25 protein-coding genes are annotated in these 24,426 nt (G+C 70.9%); 13 read left to right on the forward strand and 12 right to left on the reverse strand.

Annotated features, from left to right (window positions below):
• Window positions 1-38: 38 nt before the first annotated feature.
• From ACFVWD_RS03145 to ACFVWD_RS03155, 3 genes are read left to right on the forward strand one after another with little or no spacing between them, the layout of a single operon-like run.
• Complete coding sequence (locus tag ACFVWD_RS03145) at window positions 39-185, forward strand: hypothetical protein (RefSeq protein WP_180362681.1); 147 nt, start codon at window positions 39-41, stop codon at window positions 183-185.
• Complete coding sequence (locus ACFVWD_RS03150) at window positions 182-778, forward strand: PRC-barrel domain-containing protein (RefSeq protein ID WP_389593631.1); 597 nt, start codon at window positions 182-184, stop codon at window positions 776-778. Before ACFVWD_RS03145 ends, ACFVWD_RS03150 begins: the two co-directional genes overlap by 4 nt.
• Window positions 775-1,197 (forward strand): PRC-barrel domain-containing protein, encoded by a 423-nt coding sequence (locus ACFVWD_RS03155; protein ID WP_389593633.1) that lies wholly within the window; start codon window positions 775-777, stop codon window positions 1,195-1,197. Before ACFVWD_RS03150 ends, ACFVWD_RS03155 begins: the two co-directional genes overlap by 4 nt.
• A gap of 6 nt (window positions 1,198-1,203) precedes the next feature.
• Here the strand turns inward: ACFVWD_RS03155 and ACFVWD_RS03160 are convergent, their stop codons facing one another.
• The gene (locus ACFVWD_RS03160; protein ID WP_389593634.1) at window positions 1,204-2,487 is read right to left on the reverse strand and encodes a DUF6777 domain-containing protein; all 1,284 of its coding nucleotides are present in this window, start codon (window positions 2,485-2,487) and stop codon (window positions 1,204-1,206) included.
• Between the two features lie 163 nt (window positions 2,488-2,650).
• Here ACFVWD_RS03160 and ACFVWD_RS03165 point away from each other — a divergent pair, with 163 nt between their 5' ends.
• Entirely contained in the window at window positions 2,651-3,952 is a 1,302-nt protein-coding gene (locus ACFVWD_RS03165) for a streptophobe family protein (protein WP_389593635.1), read from the forward strand.
• Window positions 3,953-3,998: 46 nt separating this feature from the next.
• Here ACFVWD_RS03165 and ACFVWD_RS03170 read toward each other — a convergent pair whose 3' ends face one another.
• From ACFVWD_RS03170 to ACFVWD_RS03180, 3 genes are all read right to left on the reverse strand, one after another.
• Window positions 3,999-4,622 carry a hypothetical protein gene (locus tag ACFVWD_RS03170; RefSeq protein WP_389593637.1) on the reverse strand — a complete coding sequence of 208 codons (624 nt, stop codon included), beginning with the start codon at window positions 4,620-4,622 and terminating at the stop codon, window positions 3,999-4,001.
• Window positions 4,623-4,627: 5 nt separating this feature from the next.
• On the reverse strand, window positions 4,628-6,961 hold the full coding sequence (locus ACFVWD_RS03175; RefSeq protein WP_389593639.1) for an FHA domain-containing protein: 2,334 nt from the start codon (window positions 6,959-6,961) through the stop codon (window positions 4,628-4,630).
• 296 nt (window positions 6,962-7,257) lie between these two features.
• Complete coding sequence (locus ACFVWD_RS03180) at window positions 7,258-7,668, reverse strand: hypothetical protein (protein ID WP_101407170.1); 411 nt, start codon at window positions 7,666-7,668, stop codon at window positions 7,258-7,260.
• 383 nt (window positions 7,669-8,051) lie between these two features.
• On the opposite strand from ACFVWD_RS03180, the gene ACFVWD_RS03185 reads away from it, so the two are divergent.
• Window positions 8,052-8,432, forward strand: coding sequence for a nuclear transport factor 2 family protein (locus tag ACFVWD_RS03185; protein WP_389593641.1), 381 nt, complete (start codon window positions 8,052-8,054; stop codon window positions 8,430-8,432).
• A 255-nt stretch (window positions 8,433-8,687) separates the two neighbouring features.
• Here ACFVWD_RS03185 and ACFVWD_RS03190 read toward each other — a convergent pair whose 3' ends face one another.
• Window positions 8,688-8,813 (reverse strand): helix-turn-helix domain-containing protein, encoded by a 126-nt coding sequence (locus ACFVWD_RS03190; protein WP_389593643.1) that lies wholly within the window; start codon window positions 8,811-8,813, stop codon window positions 8,688-8,690.
• A gap of 173 nt (window positions 8,814-8,986) precedes the next feature.
• Entirely contained in the window at window positions 8,987-9,979 is a 993-nt protein-coding gene (gene mgrA / locus ACFVWD_RS03195) for an L-glyceraldehyde 3-phosphate reductase (RefSeq protein ID WP_389593645.1), read from the reverse strand.
• A gap of 127 nt (window positions 9,980-10,106) precedes the next feature.
• On the opposite strand from mgrA, the gene ACFVWD_RS03200 reads away from it, so the two are divergent.
• The 3 genes from ACFVWD_RS03200 to ACFVWD_RS03210 all read left to right on the forward strand — a co-directional run bounded on the left by ACFVWD_RS03200 (window position 10,107) and on the right by ACFVWD_RS03210 (window position 13,140).
• Window positions 10,107-11,000: a LysR family transcriptional regulator gene (locus ACFVWD_RS03200; RefSeq protein WP_389593647.1), complete on the forward strand. Its 894-nt coding sequence runs from the start codon at window positions 10,107-10,109 to the stop codon at window positions 10,998-11,000.
• Between the two features lie 100 nt (window positions 11,001-11,100).
• A complete protein-coding gene (locus tag ACFVWD_RS03205; RefSeq protein ID WP_389593649.1) occupies window positions 11,101-12,603 on the forward strand; it encodes a carotenoid oxygenase family protein in 1,503 nt (500 codons plus the stop codon).
• A gap of 27 nt (window positions 12,604-12,630) precedes the next feature.
• Complete coding sequence (locus tag ACFVWD_RS03210) at window positions 12,631-13,140, forward strand: DinB family protein (RefSeq protein ID WP_389593651.1); 510 nt, start codon at window positions 12,631-12,633, stop codon at window positions 13,138-13,140.
• On the opposite strand, the gene ACFVWD_RS03215 is transcribed toward ACFVWD_RS03210, so the two are convergent.
• Both ACFVWD_RS03215 and ACFVWD_RS03220 read right to left on the reverse strand, forming a co-directional pair.
• Window positions 13,128-14,186, reverse strand: coding sequence for an adenosine deaminase (locus tag ACFVWD_RS03215; RefSeq protein ID WP_389593653.1), 1,059 nt, complete (start codon window positions 14,184-14,186; stop codon window positions 13,128-13,130). The two genes, ACFVWD_RS03210 and ACFVWD_RS03215, sit on opposite strands and share 13 nt — an antisense overlap.
• Window positions 14,187-14,241: 55 nt before the next feature.
• Window positions 14,242-14,634, reverse strand: a complete 393-nt coding sequence (locus ACFVWD_RS03220; protein WP_384906550.1) for a VOC family protein — start codon at window positions 14,632-14,634, stop codon at window positions 14,242-14,244.
• Window positions 14,635-14,998: 364 nt separating this feature from the next.
• On the opposite strand from ACFVWD_RS03220, the gene ACFVWD_RS03225 reads away from it, so the two are divergent.
• The 3 genes from ACFVWD_RS03225 (at window position 14,999) to ACFVWD_RS03235 (ending at window position 17,533) form a co-directional block, all read left to right on the forward strand.
• Entirely contained in the window at window positions 14,999-15,742 is a 744-nt protein-coding gene (locus tag ACFVWD_RS03225; RefSeq protein ID WP_389593655.1) for a phosphatase PAP2 family protein, read from the forward strand.
• Window positions 15,696-16,748 (forward strand): sodium-dependent transporter, encoded by a 1,053-nt coding sequence (locus tag ACFVWD_RS03230; RefSeq protein ID WP_389593657.1) that lies wholly within the window; start codon window positions 15,696-15,698, stop codon window positions 16,746-16,748. The genes ACFVWD_RS03225 and ACFVWD_RS03230 overlap by 47 nt, the downstream gene beginning before the upstream one ends.
• A 74-nt stretch (window positions 16,749-16,822) precedes the next feature.
• A complete protein-coding gene (locus tag ACFVWD_RS03235) occupies window positions 16,823-17,533 on the forward strand; it encodes a dienelactone hydrolase family protein (protein WP_389593659.1) in 711 nt (236 codons plus the stop codon).
• Window positions 17,534-17,588: 55 nt separating this feature from the next.
• On the opposite strand, the gene ACFVWD_RS03240 is transcribed toward ACFVWD_RS03235, so the two are convergent.
• The 4 genes from ACFVWD_RS03240 to ACFVWD_RS03255 all read right to left on the reverse strand — a co-directional run bounded on the left by ACFVWD_RS03240 (window position 17,589) and on the right by ACFVWD_RS03255 (window position 21,581).
• Window positions 17,589-18,497 carry an aldo/keto reductase gene (locus ACFVWD_RS03240; protein ID WP_389593660.1) on the reverse strand — a complete coding sequence of 303 codons (909 nt, stop codon included), beginning with the start codon at window positions 18,495-18,497 and terminating at the stop codon, window positions 17,589-17,591.
• Between the two features lie 54 nt (window positions 18,498-18,551).
• Window positions 18,552-19,442: a glycoside hydrolase family 19 protein gene (locus tag ACFVWD_RS03245; RefSeq protein WP_384906559.1), complete on the reverse strand. Its 891-nt coding sequence runs from the start codon at window positions 19,440-19,442 to the stop codon at window positions 18,552-18,554.
• A gap of 256 nt (window positions 19,443-19,698) precedes the next feature.
• Window positions 19,699-21,057: an aldehyde dehydrogenase family protein gene (locus ACFVWD_RS03250; protein ID WP_389593662.1), complete on the reverse strand. Its 1,359-nt coding sequence runs from the start codon at window positions 21,055-21,057 to the stop codon at window positions 19,699-19,701.
• Window positions 21,058-21,170: 113 nt separating this feature from the next.
• On the reverse strand, window positions 21,171-21,581 hold the full coding sequence (locus ACFVWD_RS03255) for a MarR family winged helix-turn-helix transcriptional regulator (protein WP_389593664.1): 411 nt from the start codon (window positions 21,579-21,581) through the stop codon (window positions 21,171-21,173).
• Window positions 21,582-21,695: 114 nt separating this feature from the next.
• Here ACFVWD_RS03255 and ACFVWD_RS03260 point away from each other — a divergent pair, with 114 nt between their 5' ends.
• Together ACFVWD_RS03260 and urtA are read left to right on the forward strand one after the other, a co-directional pair.
• Window positions 21,696-22,808 carry a substrate-binding domain-containing protein gene (locus ACFVWD_RS03260; RefSeq protein ID WP_389593666.1) on the forward strand — a complete coding sequence of 371 codons (1,113 nt, stop codon included), beginning with the start codon at window positions 21,696-21,698 and terminating at the stop codon, window positions 22,806-22,808.
• A gap of 326 nt (window positions 22,809-23,134) precedes the next feature.
• A complete protein-coding gene (urtA, locus tag ACFVWD_RS03265) occupies window positions 23,135-24,412 on the forward strand; it encodes an urea ABC transporter substrate-binding protein (RefSeq protein WP_389593668.1) in 1,278 nt (425 codons plus the stop codon).
• Window positions 24,413-24,426: the final 14 nt, after the last annotated feature.

Here is a 24,426-nt window from a genome sequence, read left to right on the forward strand (position 1 = left end):
CCGACGGCGGCCGGGGCCCGAAGGCCCGGAGGTGGACGGTGGACTGGTGGATGTGGCTGGTCGTCGTGGTCGCGGCCCTGGTGCTGCTGAGCGTGGCGGCGGTCTGGGTGCAGACGAGCAGACGGTCGGGGACCGTCATCGCCGTGCGGCGCGGGCACCGGTTCGGGAAGCGGGAGGTGCGATGAGCGAGTTGATGTCCGCGCGCGACCTCGGTGGACGACCGGTGGTCACCCTGGGCGGTGAGGCGGTGGCGCGGGTCAAGGACACCGTCTTCGACGGGCCCGCGGGACGTGTCACCGGCTTCACGCTCAACGGCCGGGGGCTGCTCGCGGGCCCGTTGAAGCAGAGCCTGCCGTGGAGCGCGGTCCACTCACTGGGCCGCGACGCCGTCATGATCCTCGGCCGGGAGGTCCTCGCCGAACCGGCCGCGGTGATCGCTCGGGACGAGGCGGCGCACGGCCGGGTGCTGGGCGCCAGGGTGCTCACGGACAGGGGCACGGAGGTCGGGACCGTGCTGGACCTCGTCGTCCAGGCCGGTATCAGCGGGCGCGTGGTGGGGTTCCGGATCGCCGCCCGCCAGTCCCTGGAGTCCGGTTCGAAGCGCCGCCGTCGCAAGGTGTACGTCCCTCGGGGCGAAACGCTCGCCGTGTCGGGACAGGCACTTGTCATCCCCGCGGACGCGACCCGCTTCGTCGCGGACGACCTGGCCGGTTTCGCCGCCCAGGTCGAGGCGTTCCGGCTCCGGGACACCACTGACCGGACGGAACCCACATCGTGACGCTGTTCACCCGGATCCGCGGCCTGCCGGTCATCACGCTCGGTGAGGCGAACGAGCTCGGCGTCGTCAAGTCCCTCACGATCGATGTCGCATCGGGGCTGGTCGGCCAGGTGCGGCTGTCGTCGGCCCGGGGTCGCAAGGAGATCGCGATCGACTGGAGCGCCTTGCACGTGATCGGCCCGGACGCCGTCCTCGTCCGGTCGGACACCGCTCTGGACACCGCCCCTCCCCCGGCGCCCGCGGAAGTCCTGGGCATCCGGATCCTGACCGAGGACGGGGACGAGCGCGGCACCGTGCGGGACATCGCCTTCCACCCGGTCACCGGCCGCGTCGAGAAGATGTGCACGGCCCTGGGCGACATCCCGGGCGACCGGCTGATCGGGCTCGGGGACTACGCCCTGGTCGTACGGGCCGGCTGAGTCGCCTCAGTACCCAGGAGGCGTCGGGGCCGACTCCGGAACGCCGTAGGACGACGAGGTGTCCGCCGTCGTGGCGCCCGCACTCGCCGTGGCGTCGGTGGTCGCGTCGGAGGACGTGAGGCCGGAGTACGGCTCCGACTCCGATGCCGTCGTGGGAGGTTCGGAGGAGGGGTAATCCGGATCCGATGACGCAGAGGCGGGCGGAGACGATACATCGGCCGCCGGCGCATCGGACGAAGCCGACGAGGACGGAGACTTCGGTGACGCAGACGACACGCTCGCCGCGGGGGACGGCTTGGCCGGGGGGTACGTCCTCTCGTCCCGTCGGCCGTCGGTGTCGCCCCGGTGACGGCCGACCCATTCGTCGCGGTGAGGGTCGTAGATGACGAAGACGTCGATGGTGGTCTTGGCGGGCACGACGACCACCACGTCCTGCGACCGGTACGAGGCCCAGGTGTCACCCGTCCGCCTGGGCACGGCCTGCTGCGCGACCGCCGGTGTCAACGGGTTCCCGCAGGCACAGCGCACGCGCGGCACCCCGTGGCCGTCGACGAGTACCGCCGTGCCCGTCTGGAGCACCGCCTGATAGCCGGTGGCCGCGCCGCCCCGGTAGCCGTGGTTGGTGACGCGGGTGTCCATCCGCAGCTGTACCGGGGTGAGCGAGCGCAGGTAGGCGGGGACCGCGGTGGGCTGGACGCCCTCCACGGAGGCGAACGCCTTGTTCTTCGCCGGCTCCGCCTGGAGCGCCTCGATCTGCTTCTCCACATCGCAACTCGCGGTGTTGCGGGTGCCGCCGTAGAGCCCGGGCGCGGAACCCGACACGCCCCGCGTCACATTGGCGGACTCCGGCATGTTCGCCGCGGGTGTCACCGGCGCGGTGGAGCTGTCCTTCGCCGTCGACTCCGTGAACGGATCGGGACCCGGTTTGTTCGCGGCCTGCAGGAACAACTCACCGCCCGACGCCGTGCCGGACGTGCCGCCCGAGCGAGTGAGGACGACACCGAGAACCACCCCGGCCACCACGACCCCGGTGATCAACGCCATCCGCGGCGCCGACTTCCACCAGGGGTGGTCCGGGCCGCCGCCGTGACCGGGCGGGCCGCCGGGACCGCCGCCTCCTGAACCGCCCGCGCCCGGCGGTCCCGGCGGCGGCCCGATCGGCGGTGGCGCGAGCGGGCGGCCGATCCCCTGGGTCGGAGCGTGGTCGGAGGCACCCGGCCGGGGGGAGCCCGACAGCGGGCCCGACGGGGGTCCCGTGGGCCGGTCGGGGAACGACGGGTCGACGCTCACGAACTCTTCTTCCGGGCGTAGGGATCTCGCGGCGTTTCACGCGTTATATGCCGGTTCATTCCACAACGAGCCCATTGTGTGCTCCGGTCGGGTGTCTCCCGCAAGCTGACGCGGTCGGCCCTCCCGACGAGCGGTGGACCCGGGTGCTGCTTAGCGTGGCAGCGTGAGCCCGCAGACACCGTCCGACCAGCTCGTCGCCACTCCAGGCGAGCGGACGGCCGCCCGCCACGGCTGGGTCCAGGCCCTCCTGGCGGTGGTGGCCGGGGTGATCGTCATGCTCGCGGTCGCCGCTCTCGGGCTGTGGGGGGCCGGTGCCACGGACCTGCCCGAGCACGCCTACCCACGGGTCGTCGCGGCCTCCGTCGTGACCGCGGTCGGCGGCACCATCGAGCTCGCGGGTGACGCGGGCGTGATCGCCGACACCCGGGCGGGGCTGACGGTGATCCCCCTGTCGGTCACGCTCGCCGGGGCCCTGGTGGTCGCCGCCGGGTTCCTGCGGCCGCTGCGGCACCGGGCCGTCGCGGGCGCCCCCGAGTTGGCCGGCTGGGCCGCCAGGATCGCGGTCCTGTGGCTGCTGGCCCTCCTCGGACTCGCGCTCTTCTCCCACCAGAACTTCAAGATCTCCCTCGGTACCGGGACGATCAGCGACCTCGGCGACCTCATCGGGGTCTCGCCCGAGGTGGGCTTCAAGACAGCCGTGCCGCTGACGCTGCTCTACGGGGTGCTGTGGCTCGCGGGTGTCCTCGTCCTCGCCCTGCTGGTGTCGCGCGGAGCTCCGCTCCCGGCCCGGCTGCTGCGCTTCCAGGAGTCGGTGCGCCCGGCCGCGTACGCCATGGTCGTACTGCTCCTCGCCTGCGTCGCCGCGGGAGCGGTCGTCGCGCTGGTGGTGGCCGCGACGCGCGGGCACGTACCCGAGACCTTCGCGGTGATCTTCCTCGGGCTGCCCAACCTCGCCTGGCTCGCCTTCACGATCGGGCTGGGCGCCACCTGGAGGGGGCGGGTGGACGGGCCGTTCGGGCTGCCCATGCCGCACGTCCTCGACCAGGTGCTGCGCACCCCGGACGTCTCCTCAGTCAACCTGCGCACTCTGGGCCACTACGACGGCAGGGTGTGGTGGCTGCTGGTCGTCGACGCGCTGCTGCTCCTGGGCGCCGCGTTTCTGATGGCCGCCCGCTCACCGGCCCGGATGCGGGCCTGGCAGCACGCCGTCCGCATGGCTCTCGCGCTGGCGCTCACCGTGCTCATGATCTGCCTGGTCGGCAGGATCTCGGCGCACTACGCCCTGTCGCTCATCGGCATCGGTGACGCCGGCGGCGGCCTCGCGGGCGAGCTCTTCCTCAAGCCGAAACTCTGGAGCGCGCTCGGACTCGCCGTCGTGTGGGGCCTGGTGACCGGGTTCCTCGGCGCCCTGCTGGCAAGGGGAGTCCACCGAAAGGGCGAGGTCGTACAGGACACGGTCGGCTAGACCCTGTGAGCAACACCGGCCGCCAGGGCGGTTGTCTCCCGCGCTGTCAGCGGTCACGCGGCTCGTCCCGCACCTCCGGGACGAGACGTGTCGGTTCATGGTCGTCGGGTGCCCGTACGACACCGGTGCGGGCCCGGCCCGGAACACTCCCGTTCCGCTCCGGGGCCACCGGTTCGTCCGCGACCGCGTACGTGCTCAGCCGCGTCCCGTCGGTGTACACCCAGCGCTCGTGCTCGGCGTCGTACAGCCAGAGGGACTCGCCGTCGACGACCACCCCGATCCGCTGCCCGCGCGTGATGCCGCGGAAGGACGCCCCGTCCAGCCGCCCGGCCGCCAGGTCCTCGGCCGCCCTCCGATAGCGGATGAGGGCCTGCTCGACGCGGGCGAGGAGCGGGCGCGGGTCGGCCGTTCGGGTGAGGGGGTCGCCCTCCGCGGGCGGCGGCTGCGGTACGGCGACCAGCAGCCGCCCGTCGACCCAGGCCGACCAGCCGTTGGCGCAGACGACCCGGCCCCAGTCACCGAGCCGCTCGACGAGCTGCACCGGGAGCAGCGCGTCGAGCGGCACGGTGGGCCGGGAGGGGTCCGGCGCCTCCCAGGCGGGCAGGCCGTCCGGCGGAACGACGTGCGTCGGGCGGAAGTCGTCGGTCGTCGCCGGGTCGGGAGTCGTCATCGCACCTACTTCCGCATGACCTCGGGTTCGTGCCGCCGCAGCAGCCGGGCCACCACGCACCCGAAGACGATCGACAGCACGGCCAGCATGCTCACGTTGACCAGCCACACGCTGGGCTCGTGCCGGAACAGCGGGTCGGAGGTGAGCGTCCCCGGGACGATCCGGCCCAGGGCGATGGTCCCCGACATCGCGCCCAGGGCCCAGCGGGAGGGGACGAGCCAGGCCACTTGCTCCATGCCGGGCACGCCGTGCAGCTTGAGCAGCGCGCCGCTGAAGACCACCTGGACGACGGCGATCAGCACCAGCAGCGGCATGGTGACCTCCTCCTTGGTCACCATCGCGGAGACCAGGAGGCCGAGCATCATCGCGCTGAAGGCCAGCAGGGCCACGGCCAGCGTGATCTCGACAAGCGGCGACATGAGGACCCCGTCGCCGCGGGGCGCGTTGAGGTCGACCCCGAACAGCGCGACGAGGGTGAGGACGACGGCCTGGAGAACGGTGATGGTGCCGAGGACCACGATCTTCGACATCAGGTACGCCGACCGGGACAGGCCGACCGCGCGCTCCCGCTGGTAGATGACCCGTTCCTTCACCACTTCGCGTACGGCGTTGGCCGCGCCCGCCAGGACTCCGCCGATGCACAGGGTGAGCAGCGCGTTCATCGACGTCTCCAGCGTCAGTTTGCTGCTGGCCACGGCGCGGGCCATCACGCCCATGATGCACGGCAGCGCGATCATGACGGCAAGGAAGGTCCGGTCGGCGCTGAGCACGGCCGCGTACCGACGCACCAGGGTGCCGAGTTGCGCGCCCCAGCTCTGTGCCTTGGGCGGCGGTCCGACGGCGGCGGCCGGGCCGGCCCGGAGCAGATGAGGCTGTGGGCTGGAGCTGTCGATGTACCGGCCCTGGAGTGGCGAGCTCCGGTACTCCCCCGCCCAGTCCCGGCCCTGGTCGCGCTCGAAGGCCTCGAACGCCTCGGGCCACTGCTCGTAGCCGAAGTAGGCGAGCGCGTCCTCGGGCGGTCCGAAGTAGGCGACCTTGCCGCCGGGCGCGAGCACCAGGAGCCGGTCGCAGACGTCGAGGCTGAGCACGCTGTGGGTGACCACGATGACCGTACGGCCGTCGTCCGCGAGGCCGCGCAGCATGTGCATCACCGAGCGGTCCATGCCGGGGTCGAGACCGGAGGTGGGTTCGTCCAGGAACAGCAGCGACGGCTTGGTCAGCAGCTCCAGGGCCACACTGACCCGCTTGCGCTGACCGCCGGACAGACTGTGGATGGGCTGGCCGACGCGCTGCTCCAGGCCCAGCTCCTGGATGACCTCGTCGACCCGTGCCTGGCGCTCTGCCTTCGCGGTGTCCTGCGGAAAGCGCAGCTCGGCGGCGTACGAGAGGGCTCGCCGCACCGTCAACTGGGCGTGCAGGATGTCGTCCTGCGGCACGAGGCCGATGCGCTGGCGCAGCTCGGCGTAGTCCTGGTAGAGGTCGCGGCCGTCGTACAGGACCGCGCCGCGGTCGGCGGGGCGCTGCCCGGTGAGGGCGTTGAGGAGCGTGGACTTCCCGGCGCCGCTGGGGCCCACGACGGCCAGCAGACACTTCTCGCCGACGGGAAAGGACACCTCGTCGAGGAGGATCTTGCGGCCGCGGTCGACGGCGACGGTCAGTTCCTGGACATCGAGGGAGACCTCGCCGGTGTCGACGTACTCCTGCAACTCGTCCCCGACGAGGCAGAACGCGGAGTGGCCGATGCCGACGATGTCACCGGTGGTGATCGGGGCGCGGGTGACGGGCTGCCCGTTGAGGAACGTGCCGTTGTGGCTGCCGAGGTCGAGGATCTCGTACGTCCTGTCCGGGTGGGCCAGCAGTTCGGCGTGCCGCCGGGAGACGACCAGATCGTCGATGACCAGGTCGTTGTCGGCACCGCGGCCGATGCGGACGGTACGGGTGGGCAGCGGCCGTACGGTGGTCGGCCGTTGGAAGGTGCCGCTGGCCGAGGATCGGAAGGCTGCTGACGGCCGCTGCGAGGGCCTGCCGGCGAAGACCGCCCGGGGGCCGTCGGAGGGGCTGCCGAAGTGGATGACGCTGCCGGGTCCGACGCCCCATTCGCGGACCCGCCTGCCGTCGGCGTACGTGCCGTTCGTGCTGTTCTCGTCCTGAATCGTCCAGTGGTCCGCCTCGGGCCGCAGGACCGCGTGGTGCCACGAGACCCGGACGTCGTCGATGACGATCTCGCTCGACGGGTCGCGTCCGACGTGATAGTCGCGGCTCGGACTCAGCACCGTGGAGCCCGTCTCGGTTTCGAGGACGAGTTCGGGCGCCGTCGGCGCGACCGACCGCTCTCCCATGCCCAGAATTCTAGCTATTCGTTCACATATACGCCTGATCACCGGCTCATGGCCGGTTCCGCCCGAGTTCCGTGCCTCCGCGAGGCGGGTCGGGACGGGCGGCGACACCGGACGGCGGGGCCGGTCACCGTGACACAGCGCGCCTCCGGCGGCACCGGCCAGGACGATTCCCACGTGTTCCAGGCGGCTACCGCCGGAGTGGTCGGCTGGGACGACAGCGAGCGGGGCTGTTCCAACCGGCTGATCGACCGGGCGCTGCCGGCCGGCGGAACCCTCCGGGACCTGTCCGGTGGCGGTCAGGCCGCGGAGGTGCCGAGGGCGGCGGCGGTCCGCTGCATGCGCAGCGCGTCGACGGATTCGGCGAGCAGTTCGTACTCGGTGGTGTCGTCGCTGGTGGCGATGCGGACGAGCTTTCCGGCAGCCAGCTCCTCGGCGACCAGCTCCTGTTGGAGGGTGTCACCGCACCAGGCGCGCAGAACGCTCGGCACGTCCGGGACGGTGTCCGCGACCGGTGCGATCGAGTTCGGCGGGAAGGTCGGATCGTCGGGCTGCGGATCGAGCCGCGACGCCATCCAGGAGGCACGGTCCCGCATCCACCACAGGGCCAGCGCCAGGGTGGGCGCGCGATAGGTCCCTAACGGGACGCCGATGCGTCTACCTCCGCATATTCCGTATGCGGTCACATGGCACAGGAATTCGTCGTGCACGATCGCTCCCCCATTGCAACGCTCTCCGCCGGCCCGGCCTCGCTTTCCCTGCGGCTCGCTCACTGCGTGCGGCTCGTTCGTGGTGCATGGTGGTGCTGCGCGCGTCGTGCATGGTCGTGCCGCGCGCGGGCGTGGCTGAATCGCCCTGTCACTCGAGTATCGCCACTCCTGACACTCTGTCACCATGCCATTCCAGCCAGTCTCCTGGCATATTCACCGCCCGGTTTGGCCGAAACGCGACTCGCTGCCCTTACCCGGGAGGTAATCGACGCCCTCGGGCGTCGGCGGGCATGGTTGCGGTATCGGATCCCGGCGGGGAAGCACAGCTCGGAATCCACTCACTGACCAGCAACTACCCTACTTTCCATGGAGGTTGATCCACCATGTCCGCAGCCAACGACCGTTACGAGAACGCCGCCGCCCGCTACTTCGAGGCCTGGAACGCCACTGACCGGGATGCGCTCGCCAAGGCGGTCGCCGCCGCCTGGTGCGCGGACGGCAGCTACACCGACCCGCTGGCCGAGGTCCGCGGGCACGACGGGATCGCGGCGGTGATCGCGGCGGCGCACGAGCAGTTCCCGGGGTTCTCCTTCCGGCCCGCCGGGCCGGTCGACGGGCACCACGACATCGCCCGCTTCGGCTGGGAACTGGTCAACGAGGCCGACGGCACGGCACCCGTCGCCGGATTCGACGTGATCACCCTGGACGCCGCGGACAGGATCCGCAGCGTGCACGGATTCCTGGACCGCGTGCCGACGCAGTAGTGCTCCACGTAGTGCTCCAGCCGACGCACGGCGGCGGTGACCGGAGCCTCGAGTGGGCTCGGCGCGGTCACCGTCCGTGAACCGGCCCTCACCGCCCTGCGCGCACGACCGCGATGAGTTTTCCTTGTCCGGGCTCTTGCGCCGCACCGTGATGAACGGCTGGTCCAGCTTGCCCGCGCTGGACCTGCACCGTCTGGCCAAAGGCGATCGGCAAGGAGGAGGGCGACACCGTGACGGTCCGCCTGGAAGAGCGTCTCAGCCCGTGAGGGCCGCCCGCGCGCCGTCACGGTAGCGCCGCGGCGCGACACCCGTCGTCCGCTTGAAGGCGTTGCTGAACGCGCTCTCGGACGTGTAGCCGACCCGCCGGGCCAGGGCCGACACCGACGTCTCGCCGTGTGGTCCCTCGGGAACAGGTCGGCGAAGGCCGGCGTGGTGCCCTACGCCGTGGACCCGGCGGCGGTCGACCGCCTCTGGGAGCTCAGCGAGCGGCTCACCGCCTGACCGACCGGGCCGCGCGGCCCGGTCGGCTTCTCCGACGGCCTGCTGAGCGAGCCTCAGGCCTTGATGATCGCGTCGATCCGCGCCAGCTCCTCCGCGGTGAAGTCCAGGGCGCGGGTGGCCGCGACGCTGTCCTCCAGCTGCTGGGGGCTGCTCGCGCCGATGAGCGCGGAGGTCACCCGGCCGCCGCGCAGCACCCAGGCGAGCGCCAGCTGCGCCAGGGACTGACCGCGGGACTTGGCGATCTCGTCGAGGGCGCGCAGCTGCCGTACCAGGTCCTCGGTGACCGTGTCGGCGCTCAGGAAGGGGCTATCACTGGCGGCGCGCGAGCCCTCCGGGATGCCGTCGAGGTAGCGGCTGGTGAGCAGGCCCTGCTCCAGCGGGGAGTAGGCGATGGACCCGACCTGCAGCTCGTCCAGCGTGTCCAGGAGCCCCTCGTCCTCGGGGCGGCGGTCGAGCATCGAGTAGCGCGGCTGGTGGATCAGCAGCGGGGTGCCCAGCTCGGCCAGGATGCGGGCGGCTTCCCGGGTCTGCTCCGCGGAGTAGTTGGAGACACCGACGTAGAGCGCCTTGCCCTGCTGGACCGCCGAGTGCAGGGCGCCCATCGTCTCCTCCAGGGGAGTCTCCGGGTCGGGGCGGTGCGAGTAGAAGATGTCCACGTAGTCCAGGCCCATCCGGGCCAGGCTCTGGTCGAGCGAGGACAGCAGGTACTTGCGGGAGCCCCATTCGCCATAGGGGCCCGGCCACATCAGGTATCCGGCCTTGGTGGAGATGACCAGCTCGTCGCGGTGCGGCCCGAAGTCCGCCTTCAGGGCGTCGCCGAGGGCCGACTCGGCGGCGCCGGGCGGCGGACCGTAGTTGTTGGCCAGGTCGAAGTGGGTGACACCGAGGTCGAAGGCGCGGCGCAGGATCGCGCGCTGGGTCTCCACCGGCCGGTCGGGGCCGAAGTTGTGCCACAGGCCGAGCGACAGCGCGGGCAGCTTCAGTCCGCTGCGTCCGGTGCGCCGGTAGGGCATGTCCGCGTAACGGTCGGGGTGTGCGGTGTACAACGCGTACTCCTGAAAGGCCGGGAAAACAGGTCTCCACTCTCGCGCGGGCACGGTGCAGAGGTCCAACGGGAGAATCGGATGGGACTGAGCGACGGCGCTTCTCAATCGGCGACTACTGTTGTGCCCCATGGAACTGCGCCACCTTCAGCACTTCGTCGCGGTCGCCGAGGACCAGCATTTCACCCGGGCGGCGGAACGGCTGATGGTGTCGCAGTCGGGACTGTCGTCCTCCATCCGCGCCCTGGAGCGGGAGCTTCAGGCCCCGCTGTTCGTGCGCACCACCCGTCGGGTCACGCTCACGGAGGCCGGTCGTGCCCTGCTCGGCGAGGCGGAGCGGATCCTCGCCCAGGTGCGCTCGGCGCAGGACGCGGTGGCCGCCGTACAGGGCGTCCTGCGCGGCACGCTCTCCCTGGGCACCGAGCAGTGCATCGCGGGCGTGGATGTGGCCAAGCTCCTCGCCGCGTTCCGGCGGCGCCATCCCGACGTCGAGATCCGGCTGCGACAGGCGGGCTCCGAGGCGCTGGCCGAGGAGGTCGCCGCGGGCCGTCTCGACCTGGCCTTCGCCGTCAGGACGCGGGCGGACGGGGACCAGCTGCGGTCGGTCCCGCTGACCAGCGAGCCGATGACCGTGCTCTGCCATCCCACCCACCGCCTCGCGACCGCCGCCGTGGTCACGCCTCAGGAGCTGGGCGGCGAGGCCTTCGTCGACTTCCACCCCGACTGGGGGCCGCGCCGCACCACGGACGCGGCCTTCGCGGCGGCGGACGTACGGCGGACCGTGGCGCTGGAGGTCAGCGACGTGCACAGCCTGCTGGAGCTGGTCCACGAGGGCCTCGGCATCGCCGTCGTGCCCCGCCACTTCGGCCACAAGCGCGAGGCCGGCGCTCTCACCGCCCTCCCTTTCAAGGGCGCCTGTGACGCCTCGTACGAGACCGTCGCCATGCTGCCGCCGCCGGACGCCACCAGTCCGGCGGCGCGGGCGCTGATGGTGCTTCTCGACACCCCGCAAGAGGGGGCCTGACACCACCCCCGGACGGGCTCCAGCACTCCTGACCCGGCCCGCTCCCCGGCCGCAGACTCGTGGACGTCCACAAAGGCAACCGCGAGGCTGGAGTACGGAGATGGCGGATCACACACGGCGGACGGTCCTGCGCGGGACTGCGGTCGCGGCGGCGGGAGGGCTCGTCGGCGCGATGGGGGGCCGGGTGGCAGCGGCGGCGGCACCGGTGTCGGGCGCGCCGACACAGGGCGGGCATCGGTTCCCGTTCCTGGAGGGGGCGTTCAAGCCCGTCACCGAGGAGCTGACGGCGTTCGACCTGCCGGTCACCGGACGCATCCCGCGCGAGCTGAACGGCCGCTTCCTGCGCAACGGTCCCAACGTCCTGGGTCTGGAGGACCCGCGCGCCCACCACTGGATGCTGGGTGAGGGCATGGTGCACGGCGTGCGGCTGCGGGACGGCCGCGCGGAGTGGTACCGCAACCGCTGGGTCCGCTCGGCCTCCGTGGCCAGGAAGCTCGGCGAGCCGTACCCCGGGCCCGTCCCGCCGGACGACTTCCCGTGCAACACCCATGTGATCGGGTACAAGGGACGGATCCTGGCCCTCCAGGAGAGCGGGCCGCTGCCGTACGAACTCGACCACGAGCTCAACACGGTGGGCACGTACGACTTCCGCGGCACCCTCGAAGGGGCCTTCACCGCCCACACCAAGTTCGACGCGGCGGCCGGCGAGCTGCACGCGATCGCCTACTACCCCACCTGGGACCACGTCCGGCACCAGGTGATCGACCACACGGGCCGGGTCACGAGGACCACGCGGATCCCGGTGGCGGACGCGCCGATGATGCACGACTTCGCGCTCACCGAGAAGTACGTCGTGATCTTCGACCTGCCCATCACCTTCGACCCCGCGGGCGCCGAGCGGGGCGACCCCGTGCCGTACGTCTGGAACGAGAAGCACCCGACGCGGGTCGGTCTGCTGCCGCGCGCGGGCGGAAAGGTCCGCTGGTTCGAGGTGGATCCGGTCTTCTACTCGCACACCCTGAACGCGTACGACGAGGGCTCGTCCGTGGTCGTCGACATGACGACCTACCCGGCGCCCTTCTATGTCGCGGGCCGCGGCGCCGACGGACCGTACGGCGCCGGCACCGCCTCGCTCGAACGCTGGACGATCGACGTGGCGCACGGCCGGGTGCGCACCAGGACCCTCGACGACCGCCCGCAGGAGTTCCCGCGCGTCCACGAGGCGTTGGTGTCCAGGCGGCACCGTTACGCCTACACGGCGGCCGCCGCCGACATGACCCTGGCGTATCTGACGCCCGACGGGAACCCGCCCGACCGGGCCTTCGCCAACGCGCTGATCAAGCACGACCTGCTCCGCGGGACCACCCAGGTCCACCGGCTGCCACGGGACGCCGCCGCGGGGGAAGCCGTCTTCGTACCCTCCGAGTGCGCACGGGCCGAGGACGACGGCTACGCGGTCGCCTATGTGCACAACCCCGATCGCGGGGCCGCCGACCTGGTGATCCTGGCAGCCCAGGACTTCACGGGCGAGCCGGTCGCCCGGGTCCATCTCCCGGGACGGGTGCCGCTCGGCTTCCACGGGAGTTGGATTCCGGACGCGTGAGGGACCGCGATGCGCGATGGTGGACGCATGCATGCAAAGGACATCCTCATCGACGCGTACAGCCGCATCCAAGAAGAGGTCCATGCCGCCGTCGAGGGTCTGCCGCCGGACGTTCTCAACGCCCGTCCCTCGGACGACGCCAACTCCGTGTCATGGCTGGTCTGGCACCTCACCCGCGTCCAGGACGACCATGTCGCGGACGCCGCCGGGCTTGAGCAGGTCTGGCTCTCGCAGGACTGGGAGAAGCGCTTCGGCCTCGATCTGCCGCGCCTGGACACGGGGTACGGGCACAGCTCCGCGAAGGTCGCCAAGGTGCGGGTCGACTCCGGTGACCTGCTGACCGGGTACTACGACGCCGTGCACGAACAGACGCTGGAGTTCGTGCGCGGGCTGGCCGCCAAGGACTTCGAGCGGATCGTGGACGAGCGCTGGGATCCCCCGGTCACGCTGGGCGTACGGCTGGTCAGCGTCCTGTCCGACGATCTGCAGCACGTCGGACAGGCCGCCTATGTACGGGGGCTGGTTCAGAGGGCGTAGCCGGGCAGCACGACGTCCTCGATGAGGGCCTTGCGCTCGTCGAACGGGATGAACGCGCTCTTCATGGCGTTCACCGTGACCGTGCGCAGGTCCTCCACCGTCCAGCCCGCCTCCTCCACCAGCAGCGCCATCTCGCGCGTCATCGTGGTGCCCGACACCAGACGGTTGTCGGTGTTGAGGGTGACGCGGAAGCCGAGGTCGCGCAGGGCGGTGATGGGGTGCTCGGCGATGGAGGTCGCGGCGCCCGTCTGGAGGTTCGACGTCGGGCACATCTCCAGGGCGATACGGCGGTCGCGCACCCAGCCCGCGAGGCGGCCGAGCTTGCCGTCGACGATGTCCTCGGTGATGCGGACGCCGTGACCGATGCGCTGGGCGCCGCAGACCTGGAGGGCCTGGTGGATGCTGGGCAGACCGTGGGCCTCACCGGCGTGGATGGTGAACGGGACGCTCTCGCCGCGCAGGTGCTCGAAGGCGGCGAGATGGTCGGCGGGCGGGAAGCCGTCCTCGGCCCCCGCGATGTCGAAGCCGACGACGCCGGCGTCCCGGAACGCCACCGCGAGGTCGGCGATCTCCCGGGTGCGGTCGAACATGCGCATCCCGCACAGCAGGGTGCCGACCCGGACCGGGGTGCCCGCGGCCTTGGCCATACCGGCCGCCAGGCCCTCCTGCACGGTCTCGACGACCTCGGGCAGGGTCAGCCCGCCGTTCACCATCAGCTCGGGCGCGTACCGGACCTCGCCGTAGACGACGCCGTCCTCGGCCAGATCGAGCACGTACTCCTCGGCCGTGCGCAGCAGGCCCTCGCGGGTCTGCATCACGGCGAGGGTGTGCTCGAAGGTGGCTATGTAGCGCACCAGGTCACCGGAGTTGGCGGCCTCGTAGTACCAGGCGGCCAGCGCGTCCGGGTCGGTGGTGGGCAGCGTGTGACCGACCGTCCCGGCGAGCTCCACCAGGGTGGCGGGGCGCAGGCCTCCGTCGAGGTGGTCGTGCAGCACGGCCTTGGGGAGACGGCGGATGGTGTCGATGTCGATGCGGGGCGCGGTCATGCGTGTCGTTCCTCGGCAGGTTCTGATCGGCAGGTTCTGAACAGATGGGTGGATGTCAGGCGGCGGGCTGGAGCAGGTCCCAGCGGTTTCCGTACAGGTCCTGGAAGACGACGACCGAGCCGTACGGTTCGTGGCGCGGCTCTTCCAGGAAGGTGACGCCCGCCTCGCGCATGCGGGCGTGGTCGCGGGCGAAGTCGTCGGTGTGCAGGAAGAAGCCCACGCGCCCGCCGGTCTGGTCGCCGACCCGGCCGCGCTGCGCCTCGTCCTTGGCCCGGGCCAGCAGCAGTCCGCTGCCGCCGCCCTCCGTGCCCGGCTCGACGACGACCCAGCGGGAGCCGTCGGGCCGCGGCTGGTCCTCGACGAGCCGGAACCCGAGGGCTTCGGTGTAGAAGCGGATCGCCTCGTCGTAGTCGTCGACGACGAGGGTGACCAGCGCGATGCGTCGCATCGGGACCCCTTAGGTAGTTATACGTAACACGTTAGGGTACGGCATCCCACCGCATGCTCCCGCCGCACCCCGCCCACGCCGGGTCGCAGGGTGCGGCGGGGTGCGGGACGCTGGTCACGCCCCCGGCCCGCCGGCGTCCGGCAGGCCTGGGCACCGCGCACGGCGTTCATCTTTCGCGTCCGCCACGGGAACGATCGCGGCCCGGCAATCGTCTACAGTTCTGTAGACCGTCTACAGGACTGTAGTCACCGCGGGCGCGGTCATCCGACGCGCCCGCACGCCCACCATGGAAGGGTCCTCCGTCGATGTCCGCAGCCCCGCGCACCGCGCTGCCGTACGCGGTCGATGTTCCCCGGGCCCTGTCATGAGGCGCGCGGACGCGACCGAACTCGCGGGATCGACCGCGGTCGGCAGCCTGGTCGCCTTCGTGCTGCTGACGCTGGTCGTGACCGGCCAGGACGGCGCCCCGCTCTTCGGTGACCAGGACCTCAACGCCTGGTCCGCGGACCACCGCCCACCCGTCGCGCTGGCCGTGGCCCGCGGTCTGACCTACACGGGCACGGGCCTCGTGCCGTACATGCTGGTCGCGCTGGCGGGTGTTGTCCTCGGCCGCACCGCACGGCAGCGGATCCTCTTCGCCCTCGGCTGCGTCGGCTGTCTCGCCGCCGCCCAGGCCGTTCGGTACGGCGTGATGTCCCTGGTCGCCCGCCCCCGCCCCGCGACGGCGGAGTGGGCCACACACGCCTCCGGCTGGTCCTTCCCCTCGGGCCACACCACCACGTCCGCCATCGCCGGCGGACTGCTCATTCTCGCGGTGCTCGCCCGGGCGCCCCGCGGCGGACGGGCCCTCGCGGCGCTCCTCGCCTGCTGGGCCGTCCTGGTCGGACTCACCAGGGTCTATCTGGGCGTCCACTGGTTCTCCGACGTGCTCGGCGGCTGGCTGTTCGCCCTGTGCTGGCTGAGCCTCAGCGTCTACGCCCTCGCTCGCATCGCCCCGCACACGTTCTCCTCCATATCGGCGCTCCGTCTCCGCCCAGGTCCCACGACGGAAGAGCGCCCCGATGACTCCCACCCCCACCGCGAAGTCCCCCCTCACCCGGCTCCGTAACCACCTCGGCTGGGCCGTCGGCGCGTCCTACCTCGCCGCCGCGGCCCTGCCGGCGCCGGGGCTGTGGTTGCGTCATCCGCACATGATCGGGGCGGCCGGGATACCGCACATCGCCTTCGAGACCCCTCGTTTCCTGCTGTCCCTGCTCCTGTTCAGTGCCGGCCTGCAGGTGCCGATCCACGAACTGCGGGCGTTGGTCAGGCGCCCCACCGCGCTGCTGACCGGGCTCGTCCTCCATCTGGTCGCACCCATGCTGATCATTCCGGGCGTCGCGTTCGCGCTGAGCCGGTCGCCCGACAGCGACGGGGGCAGCGGAATGATCGCGGCGATGATCCTGATCGTCGCGATGCCGGTGGCGGCCGGAGCCACCGTGTGGACGAGCAAAGGGGACGGCGACCAGTCGACGACCGTGGGCCTGGTGCTGGCGTCCACGCTCGTCAGCCCGTTCACCATCCCGGTCACCATGACGGCCCTGTGCCCCCTGCTGAGCGGCGACTACGCGAACACGCTGTCGGGGGCCGCCCTGACCACCGGACACGCCTTCGCACTCACGGGAGTCCTGCTTCCCTGCGGCGCCGGAATCCTGTGCCGGCTCGCCCTGCCGGACCGTGCGCTGACCCGCCTCCTCGACGTCGCGGTCCCCACGGCGATGGTCGGCTCGCTGCTCCTGACGTACATCAACGCCAGCGGTGTCATCGGCCCCTTCCTCACCCATCCCGAACCGGTGCTGCTGGTGGCGGCGCTGGTCGTCGCCGCCACCGTCTGCGGCCTGTCGTTCGGCCTGGGCCGGATCACGGCCCGTGCGCTGCGCCTGGACGGTCCGGCGGGCGCCTCCGTGACACTGGCCTGCGGGATGAACAACAGCAGCGCGAGCGCGGTCCTCATCACGACAACCCTGCCCGACCGGCCGCACGTCCTGCTGCCGGTGCTGGCGTACAGCCTGCTGCAGAAGGTGGCCGCGGGGCGCGTCGTGCGGGCCGGGCTCAGGCGGGGCGCCCGCGCATGACATCGTGGAGATCAACTCGGGGCCGGTCCCGCCGGTCCTTCTGCCCAGCGCTGCCCCCACAGGAGTTGAGTGCGATGTCCGAGCTGCCGAAGCCGACCGGAGCCCCCGCCCATCAGAACGTGACCTTCCCCAGCGCCGGCACCACGGCGCACGGCTATCTGGCACTGCCGGCGTCCGGGCAGGGACCCGGGGTGATCGTCATCCAGGAGTGGTGGGGTCTGACCGACCACATCGCGCAGGTGGCGGACCGGCTGGCCGCGGAGGGCTTCGTGGCCCTCGCGCCCGACCTGTACGGCGGCAATGTCGCCCATGACAGCGGCGAGGCCTTCCGGATGATGAAGGAGCTGCCGGTGTCGCGCGGCGTCGAGCTCCTGTCCGGTGCGGTCGATCATCTGCTCGGGCTGCCCGAGGTCACCTCCGACACGGTGGGCGCGGTCGGCTTCTGCATGGGCGGCGGCTTCGTCCTGTACCTGGCCGCGGCCGACCCCCGGGTCAGCGCGGCGGTGCCGTTCTACGGCGTGATCCAGGGTGAGCTGCCCGACTTCTCCCGCCTGAAGGCACAGATCCAGGGTCACTACGGCGAACTCGACACGAGCATCCCGAAGGAGAACCTGGAGCGGCTGAGGGAGGCGGTCCAGCAGCAGGCCGGCATCGCCGCGGACTTCCGGCTCCACCCGGCCAACCACGCCTTCTTCAACGACGGCCGACCGGAGACGTACGACCGCGAGTCGGCCGCGCGGGCCTGGGAGAGCACGGTGCCCTTCCTGCACGAGCAACTGGGCTGAGCAGGTCACCCGGGGCGGCCCGCCGAGGACCGCCCCCGGTGACAGGGCCCGTCCGTCACCCGCCCGGCCGATGGAGTGCGTCGAGGCGGGCCAACTCGTCGTCGGTGAGCCGCAGCGCGCCCGCGGCGACGTTCTCGACGAGGTGGTCCGGACTGCCGGTGCCGGGGATGGCGAGCACGTGCGGGCCCTGCCGCAGGGTCCACGCGAGGCGTACCTGCGCGGGCGTCGCGCCGTGCGCACGCGCGACGGCGAGCACCTCCTCGTCGCCGCCGGTGCCGCTCGGGCCCCGCTCACCGCCCTTGCCGGCGATCGCGAAGAACGGCACGAACGCGACGCCCAGTTCCCCGCACCTGCGCAGGAGTTCGTCGGTCCCGGCGTCCGGGGAGTCGAGCCCGTACCGGTTCTGCACACTCACCACCGGCGCGATGGCCCGCGCCCCCTCGAGGTGCCGGAGTCCGACGCTCGAAATGCCGAGGTGCCGGATCAGCCCCGCCTCGCGCAGCTCGGCCAGCGCGCCGAAGTGCTCGGCGATCGAGTCCTGCCCCGTCCGCCGCAGGTACACGAGGTCGAGGTGGTCGCGGCCCAGTTGCCGCAGGTTCTCCTCGACATGGGCGCGGAGCTGGTCCGGCGGGGCCGGGGTGCCCCACTCCCCCGAGTAGTCGCGGAACGGCCCGACCTTGGTGGCGATGACCAGGTGGTCCCCGTACGGGGCCAGCGCGCTGTTGATCAGCTCGTTCGCGGAGCGCAGCGACGAGAAGTAGAACGCGGCGGTGTCGATGTGGTCGACACCCAGCTCGATCGCGCGGCGCAGCACGGCGATCGACCGGTCGCGGTCGCTCGGCGTGCCGAGGTGGAAGGCCGCGCTGCCCGTCAGCCGCATCGCGCCGAAGCCGATGCGGCGGACGGGGAGATCTCCGAGTGTCCAGCTGCCCGCAGCCGCCGCGTTGATCGTTTCCGAGGTCATCGCGGCAGTTTCGCACACGCGTTCAGGGCCCGGGCGGCTGCCGTCCGCAGCCGATCAGCAGTAGAGGTTGCCGCCGGCCGAGGTCCCGAGGATCTGCACGAACCGCTGATAGGCGTCCACCCTGCTCTGCACCTGCGCCGGGTTCTTGCCGTCGCACTCCAGGGAGCCGTTGATGCTGCGGATGGTCTGGCCGAATCCCGCGCCGTTGACCATGGCGTTGTGGCCCGTCATGGTGCCGGGACCCGTCTGGGTGTTCCAGTACCAGAGGCCGGTCTTCCAGGCCACGGCGGCATCGTTCTGCACCAGGTAGGGGTTATTGAGGAGGTCGATGCCGAGCGCGTCGCCCGCGGCCTTGTAGTTGAAGTTCCAGCTGAGCTGGATCGGGCCGCGGCCGTAGTAGGCCGACTGTCCCGCCGGGCAGCCGTAGGGCTGGCTCCAGTCGCAGTAGTGGGGGTAGTTGGCGGTGTTCTGCTCCACCACGTAGACCAGGCCGCCGGTCTCGTGGCTGACGTTGGCGAGGAAGGCCGCGGCCTCCTGCTTCTTCACGGTGTCGCTGCCTGTGTTGGCGAAGGCCGGGTAGGCGCTCATCGCCGCCCGCAGACCGCTGTAGGTGTAGAAGGAACTCCGGTTCGGGAACATCTGGTTGAACTGCGCCTCGCTCACCACGAAGCCGTCGGAGGGTGTCGTGGAACCTCCGTCGCAGGCGTAGGGGTCCCAGTACCAGGTGCTGATGGTGGGGTCGTAGCCCGGGTTGTCGTGCTCGGCGACGTAGGTCTTCCCGTCGGTGTAGCGGACGACGTCACCGGTGACGTACGACCTCCCGGCCACCCAGCTCGGATAGCTCGAACAGGCGGCGGCGGACGCACCGGAGGCCGGTAGCAGCACCGGGGTGGCGGACGCGAGGGCGAGGACGGTGAGGACTGCGGAGATTCGGCGCCTCGACACAGGTCAACTCCTTTGCGGGACACGGCCGCTCCCGGACAAGGGCAGCGCGGAGCGGAGCCTTGTGCGCACATGCCGGCGGGGCCGGCCACGGCGTCGGGGGCGGCCGTGGTGGGGGGTGTGGAGCCACACTCAACCGCTTTGGTATGTACCAGTCAAGGGTGTAGACCAGTCAGATCTGACAACGTTGGCAGAGAGGGTCGCACGACGGTGCCCCGGCAGATCGTCGAGGATCTGCCGGGGCACCGTGGGGGTCGCGTCAGCCGAGCGGCTTCTGCAGCACCGCCTTGCGGTGGCTGAACGTCTCGATGGAGTAGCGGCCGTGGTAGCTGCCCATGCCGCTCTCGCCGACCCCGCCGAACGGCAGGTCGGAGACGGTCAGATGGGCGAGCGGCAGACCGAGGCCGAGGCCTCCGGAGGACGTCTCCTCGGCGATCCGCTCCCGGGTGGTGTCCGACTCGGTGAAGACGTAGAGCGCCAGGGGCTTGTCGCGGTCGTTGATGAAGTCGATGGCCTCGTCCAGCCCCGCCACCGTGACGATCGGCAGGATCGGTCCGAAGATCTCCTCCTGCATCACGGGGGCCTTGGGGTCGACGTCGGCGAGGACGGTGGGCGCGAGGTACTTGGTGGCCCGGTCTCCGGTGCCGCCGATGACGGTGCGCCCGGAGTCGAGCAGCGAGCTGAGCCGGTCGAAGTGCCGCTCGTTGACGATCCGCCCGTACTCGCCCGACCGTCCCGGCTCGGCGCCGAAGAGCGCCTCGACGGCGCGCACGAGCTCGGGCTCCAGTGCGCGGGCGGTCTCCGGGTCGGTGAGGACGTAGTCCGGCGCGACGCAGGTCTGCCCGGCGTTGAGGAACTTGCCGCGGGCGAGCCGGTCGGCGACGACGGACAGGTCGGCGTCACGGTCGACGAACGCCGGTGACTTGCCGCCCAGTTCGAGGGCGACGGGGGTGAGGTGCTCGGCGGCGGCCCGCATCACGATCCGGCCGACCGCGCCGTTGCCGGTGTAGAAGATGTGGTCGAAGCGCTCCGCCAGCAGCGCGGTGGTCTCCGGAACGGCGCCCTCGACGACGGCGACCGCGTCGGTGTCGAGGTGGCGCGGCAGCAGCCGGGCGAGGGCGGCGGAGGTGGCGGGGGCGAGCTCGCTGGGCTTGACGACCACCGTGTTGCCCGCGGCCAGCGCGCCGAGCATCGGCGTCAGCAGGAGCTGCACCGGATAGTTCCAGGGGGCGATGACCAGCACGACGCCCAGCGGGTCGTACCGCGTCCAGCCCGTCGCGTCGGCGCCGAGATGGGCGGGGACCGGGGCGGACTCGGGGCGCAGCCACTCGTCGAGATGGTCGAGGGTGTGGTCGATCTCGCGCACGGTGAAGTCGATCTCGGTGCGGAAGGCCTCGGTGGAGCTCTTGCCGAGGTCCGTGTGGAGGGCCTCCGCGAGCTCGGCGCCGTGCGTGGTGAGCAGTTCGCGCAGTCGGCGCAGCTGGGTGGTGCGCCACGCGAGGGGCTTGGTGCGGCCGGAGCGGAAGGTGGCGCGCAGCCGGGCCACGATGTCGGCGGGCTGCTCGGGGGTGCGGTCGTTCACGGTGCCTCGCTGATCGGTGCGGACCTGGCGGCCCACGGGCGGTCGTCTTGAGCCGTAGGGCTCGGTGTAAACGCCAACCTTTCATGCGCCCAAATAAATTCCGGGTACACGAAGAATACGTTCCGCGATCACGACGTCACGGAGGGGTGTCAGAGGGCGGGCTCCGCGGGAGACCCGTGGAGCGTGTCGGCCAGGCGCTCCAGCAGGCCCCTCAGCAGCTCGTCCTCGCCGTCGCTCAGCACCGGCCACCGCGCGCAGACCTCGCGGTCGAGGCGGCGCCAGTACGTCTGGCCGCGCGGGGTGAGATGGGCGAGGATGCGCCGCCGGTCGAGAGGATCGACGCGGCGGTGGACGAGGTTCTGGTCGACGAGTTGGTCCACGAGCTTGGTCAGCGTCGCGGGCGGCAGGAAGGCGGCCTCGGCGACCGCGGTCATGTGGTGGCCCTCGCCGTCGGAGAGCAGGGCGAGCACCCGCCAGGCGTCGAGGGAGCAGCCGTCCTCGTCGAGGACGGTCTGGAGGTGGCGCGCGGCAAGCCGTTCGGCCCGCGTCAAGAGCTGCATCAGGTTCTGAGGCTCACGCGCAGATCGGCCGGCCATCATGCTCCTTGGTCACGAGGTGCGTACATCGTATGAGACGGACTGGAGTTCACCGCGGGGACCCGAAATCATGACGCCATGTTCGGGAGCCCTCCCCCTCCGCTCGACTGGTTCACGGCCGACGACTCCGTGCTCGGTGTGGCGCTGGTCTTCCCGCTCCAGGGGTCGGCGGGCATCTTCGGGCCCGCCTGCGAACTGTGCGCGCGGCTGGCCGCGGAGGAGGTCAACCGCGCGGGCGGCGTCCTCGGCAAGGAGCTGCGACTGCTGCCCGTCGACGGCGGCGCCCCGCCGGGTGCCGTCGCCGACCACGTCGAGGCCCTGGTGGACCTGGGGGTCGTGCAGGGCGTCACAGGCTGGCACATCTCCTCGGTGCGGCAGGCGCTGGCGCCGAGGGTCGCGCACCGGGTGCCGTACGTCTACACCGCGCTGTACGAGGGCGGTGAGCACACCGCGGGGGTGTTCCTCACCAGCGAGACACCGCGCGACCAACTCCGCCCCGCGATGGGACTGTTGGCGCACGAGCGCGGAGTGCGGCGCTGGTTCGTCGTCGGCAACGACTACATCTGGCCACGCCGTACGGCCCGTGCGGCGCTCGGGTACGCCCGCGAGTCCGGGGCCGACATCTGCGGACAGTCCTATCTCCCGCTCGGCACCCACGACTTCGACGGCGTACTGCGGCGCATCGAACGGTCGGAGGCGGACGCTGTCCTGATGCTGCTGGTGGGCAGCGACGCGGTGCGTTTCAACCGGGCGTTCGCGGCGGCCGGACTCGACGAGCGCTGTCTGCGGCTGAGCACGCTGATGGACGAGAACATGCTGATGGCCAGCGGGCCGAGCACCACCTCGGACCTCTTCAGCACCGCGGGCTTCTTCGCCTCGCTCGCGAATCAGGACACCCTCGACTTCCACGGCCAGTACGCCGGAAGGTACGGCATCGAGGCACCGGCACTCGGAAGCCTCGGCGAATCCTGTTACGAGGGCGTCCTGTTGCTCGCCGCGCTCATCTCCAGGGCCGGGTCGCTCGACGTGTCGGCGATCGGGGCGACGGCCGACACCGTGTCGTACGAGGGACCGCGCGGACTGCTCCATCTGCGGGGCAGCCACGTACGGCAGCGGATCTATCTGGCACGGGCCGAGGGAGTCGACTTCGACGTGGTGGCCGAACTCGATCTTCACGGATCCCGCCCTTGACACGTTCGCACCCACACCAAGATACTTCCTGCAGGAAGTAATTAGAATGCCTCGGGCGATCTGTGAATTCATGCACAGAATTCCGCCCCGGGCATTTTTTCTTGCCCGGAGAGAGCGGGAAGATACAGCCGGGAAAGTGTGGTGAAACGCCTTGGAAACAGGGCGACTTGAGGCTGTGACCGCACTTCAGGAACCAGCCGGTACACCATCAGCGGAAAGCTGGAGACTCGCGCGCCATCGCCGCCCCTGAAGGGCTGTCTCTTTCTTTCCGGCTGTCCCCTCATGGGACTTAGGGGGTTCTTTTGTCCAGCGTTTCCAACGTTTCCATGGTTTCCCGGGTTTCCCCGGTTTCCCCGGTTTCCAGCACCTCCAGGCGTCGGTTCATCGCCGGCGCCTCGGCGCTCGCCGCGGTCGTCGCGCTCTCCGCGTGCGGCGCGAAGACCAACTCCGGCGGTACGTCCGACAAGGCGGCGCAGGCCGACACCAGCGGTGACACGGTCAAGGTCGGACTCCTCAACTCGCTCTCCGGCACCATGGCGATCAGCGAGGTGACCGTACGCGATTCGCTGAAGCTGGCGATCGACGAGATCAACGCCTCAGGCGGAGTGCTAGGCAAGAAGATCAAGCCGATCAGCGAGGACGGCGCCTCCGACTGGCCGACCTTCGCCGAGAAGGCGAGCAAGCTCATCAAGGAGGACCGGGTCGCGGCCACGTTCGGCTGCTGGACCTCGGCGAGCCGCAAGGCCGTCAAGCCGGTCTTCGAGAAGAACAAGTCGCTGCTGTTCTACCCCGTGCAGTACGAGGGCCTGGAGGAGTCGCCCTACATCTTCTACACCGGCGCGACCACCAACCAGCAGATCGTCCCGGCGCTCGACTACCTCAAGTCACAGGGCAAGAAGAAGATCTACCTCGTCGGCAGCGACTACGTCTTCCCGCGCACCGCCAACAAGGAGATCAAGGCGTACGCGAAGGCCAACGGCATGACGGTTCTCGGCGAGGACTACGCGCCGCTGGGCTCCACGGAGTTCAGCACGATCGCCAACAAGGTGAAGGCGTCGAAGGCGGACGCGGTCTTCAACACCCTCAACGGCGACTCGAACGTGGCGTTCTTCAAGGAGTACAAGTCCGCGGGCCTGACCGCCACCCGCATGCCGGTGGTCTCGGTGTCGATCGCCGAGGAGGAGGTCAAGTCGATCGGATCGCAGTATCTGGCGGGCCAGTTGACGGCCTGGAACTACTACCAGACGACCCCGGGCGCGGCGAACACCAGGTTCGTGAAGGCGTACAAGGCCAAGTACGGCCAGGACAAGCCGACCAGTGACCCTATGGAGGCCGCGTACACCTCGGTCTACCTGTGGAAGGCGATGGTCGAGAAGGCGAAGTCCTTCGACCCGGAGAAGGTCAAGGCGGCCTCCGACGGCATCACCTTCGAGGCGCCCGAGGGCAAGGTCACCGTCGACGGCGCGAGCCAGCACATCTACAAGACCGCCCGCATCGGCAAGGTCGGCACCGACGGGCTGATCCAGGAAGTGTGGAACTCGGGCAAGCCGATCAAGCCGGACCCGTTCCTCAAGGGCTACTCCTGGGCCTCCGGCCTCTCCTGACCGCCCGTCGCACG

The sequence above is a fragment of the Streptomyces sp. NPDC058086 genome, from assembly GCF_042885015.1.
In the GTDB taxonomy this organism is placed as follows: domain Bacteria; phylum Actinomycetota; class Actinomycetes; order Streptomycetales; family Streptomycetaceae; genus Streptomyces.

Excerpts from the sequence above, each read along its gene's own strand:
- ACFVWD_RS03150 (WP_389593631.1), top strand. The coding sequence starts at position 182 with ATGAGCGAGTTGATGTCCGCGCGCGACCTCGGTGGACGACCGGTGGTC.
- ACFVWD_RS03170 (WP_389593637.1), bottom strand. The coding sequence starts at position 4,622 with ATGACGACTCCCGACCCGGCGACGACCGACGACTTCCGCCCGACGCAC.
- ACFVWD_RS03175 (WP_389593639.1), bottom strand. The coding sequence starts at position 6,961 with ATGGGAGAGCGGTCGGTCGCGCCGACGGCGCCCGAACTCGTCCTCGAA.
- ACFVWD_RS03185 (WP_389593641.1), top strand. The coding sequence starts at position 8,052 with ATGTCCGCAGCCAACGACCGTTACGAGAACGCCGCCGCCCGCTACTTC.
- ACFVWD_RS03200 (WP_389593647.1), top strand. The coding sequence starts at position 10,107 with ATGGAACTGCGCCACCTTCAGCACTTCGTCGCGGTCGCCGAGGACCAG.
- ACFVWD_RS03205 (WP_389593649.1), top strand. The coding sequence starts at position 11,101 with ATGGCGGATCACACACGGCGGACGGTCCTGCGCGGGACTGCGGTCGCG.
- ACFVWD_RS03210 (WP_389593651.1), top strand. The coding sequence starts at position 12,631 with ATGCATGCAAAGGACATCCTCATCGACGCGTACAGCCGCATCCAAGAA.
- ACFVWD_RS03215 (WP_389593653.1), bottom strand. The coding sequence starts at position 14,186 with ATGACCGCGCCCCGCATCGACATCGACACCATCCGCCGTCTCCCCAAG.
- ACFVWD_RS03220 (WP_384906550.1), bottom strand. The coding sequence starts at position 14,634 with ATGCGACGCATCGCGCTGGTCACCCTCGTCGTCGACGACTACGACGAG.
- ACFVWD_RS03225 (WP_389593655.1), top strand. The coding sequence starts at position 14,999 with ATGAGGCGCGCGGACGCGACCGAACTCGCGGGATCGACCGCGGTCGGC.
- ACFVWD_RS03230 (WP_389593657.1), top strand. The coding sequence starts at position 15,696 with ATGACTCCCACCCCCACCGCGAAGTCCCCCCTCACCCGGCTCCGTAAC.
- ACFVWD_RS03235 (WP_389593659.1), top strand. The coding sequence starts at position 16,823 with ATGTCCGAGCTGCCGAAGCCGACCGGAGCCCCCGCCCATCAGAACGTG.
- ACFVWD_RS03240 (WP_389593660.1), bottom strand. The coding sequence starts at position 18,497 with ATGACCTCGGAAACGATCAACGCGGCGGCTGCGGGCAGCTGGACACTC.
- ACFVWD_RS03255 (WP_389593664.1), bottom strand. The coding sequence starts at position 21,581 with ATGCAGCTCTTGACGCGGGCCGAACGGCTTGCCGCGCGCCACCTCCAG.
- ACFVWD_RS03260 (WP_389593666.1), top strand. The coding sequence starts at position 21,696 with ATGTTCGGGAGCCCTCCCCCTCCGCTCGACTGGTTCACGGCCGACGAC.
- urtA (WP_389593668.1), top strand. The coding sequence starts at position 23,135 with ATGGTTTCCCGGGTTTCCCCGGTTTCCCCGGTTTCCAGCACCTCCAGG.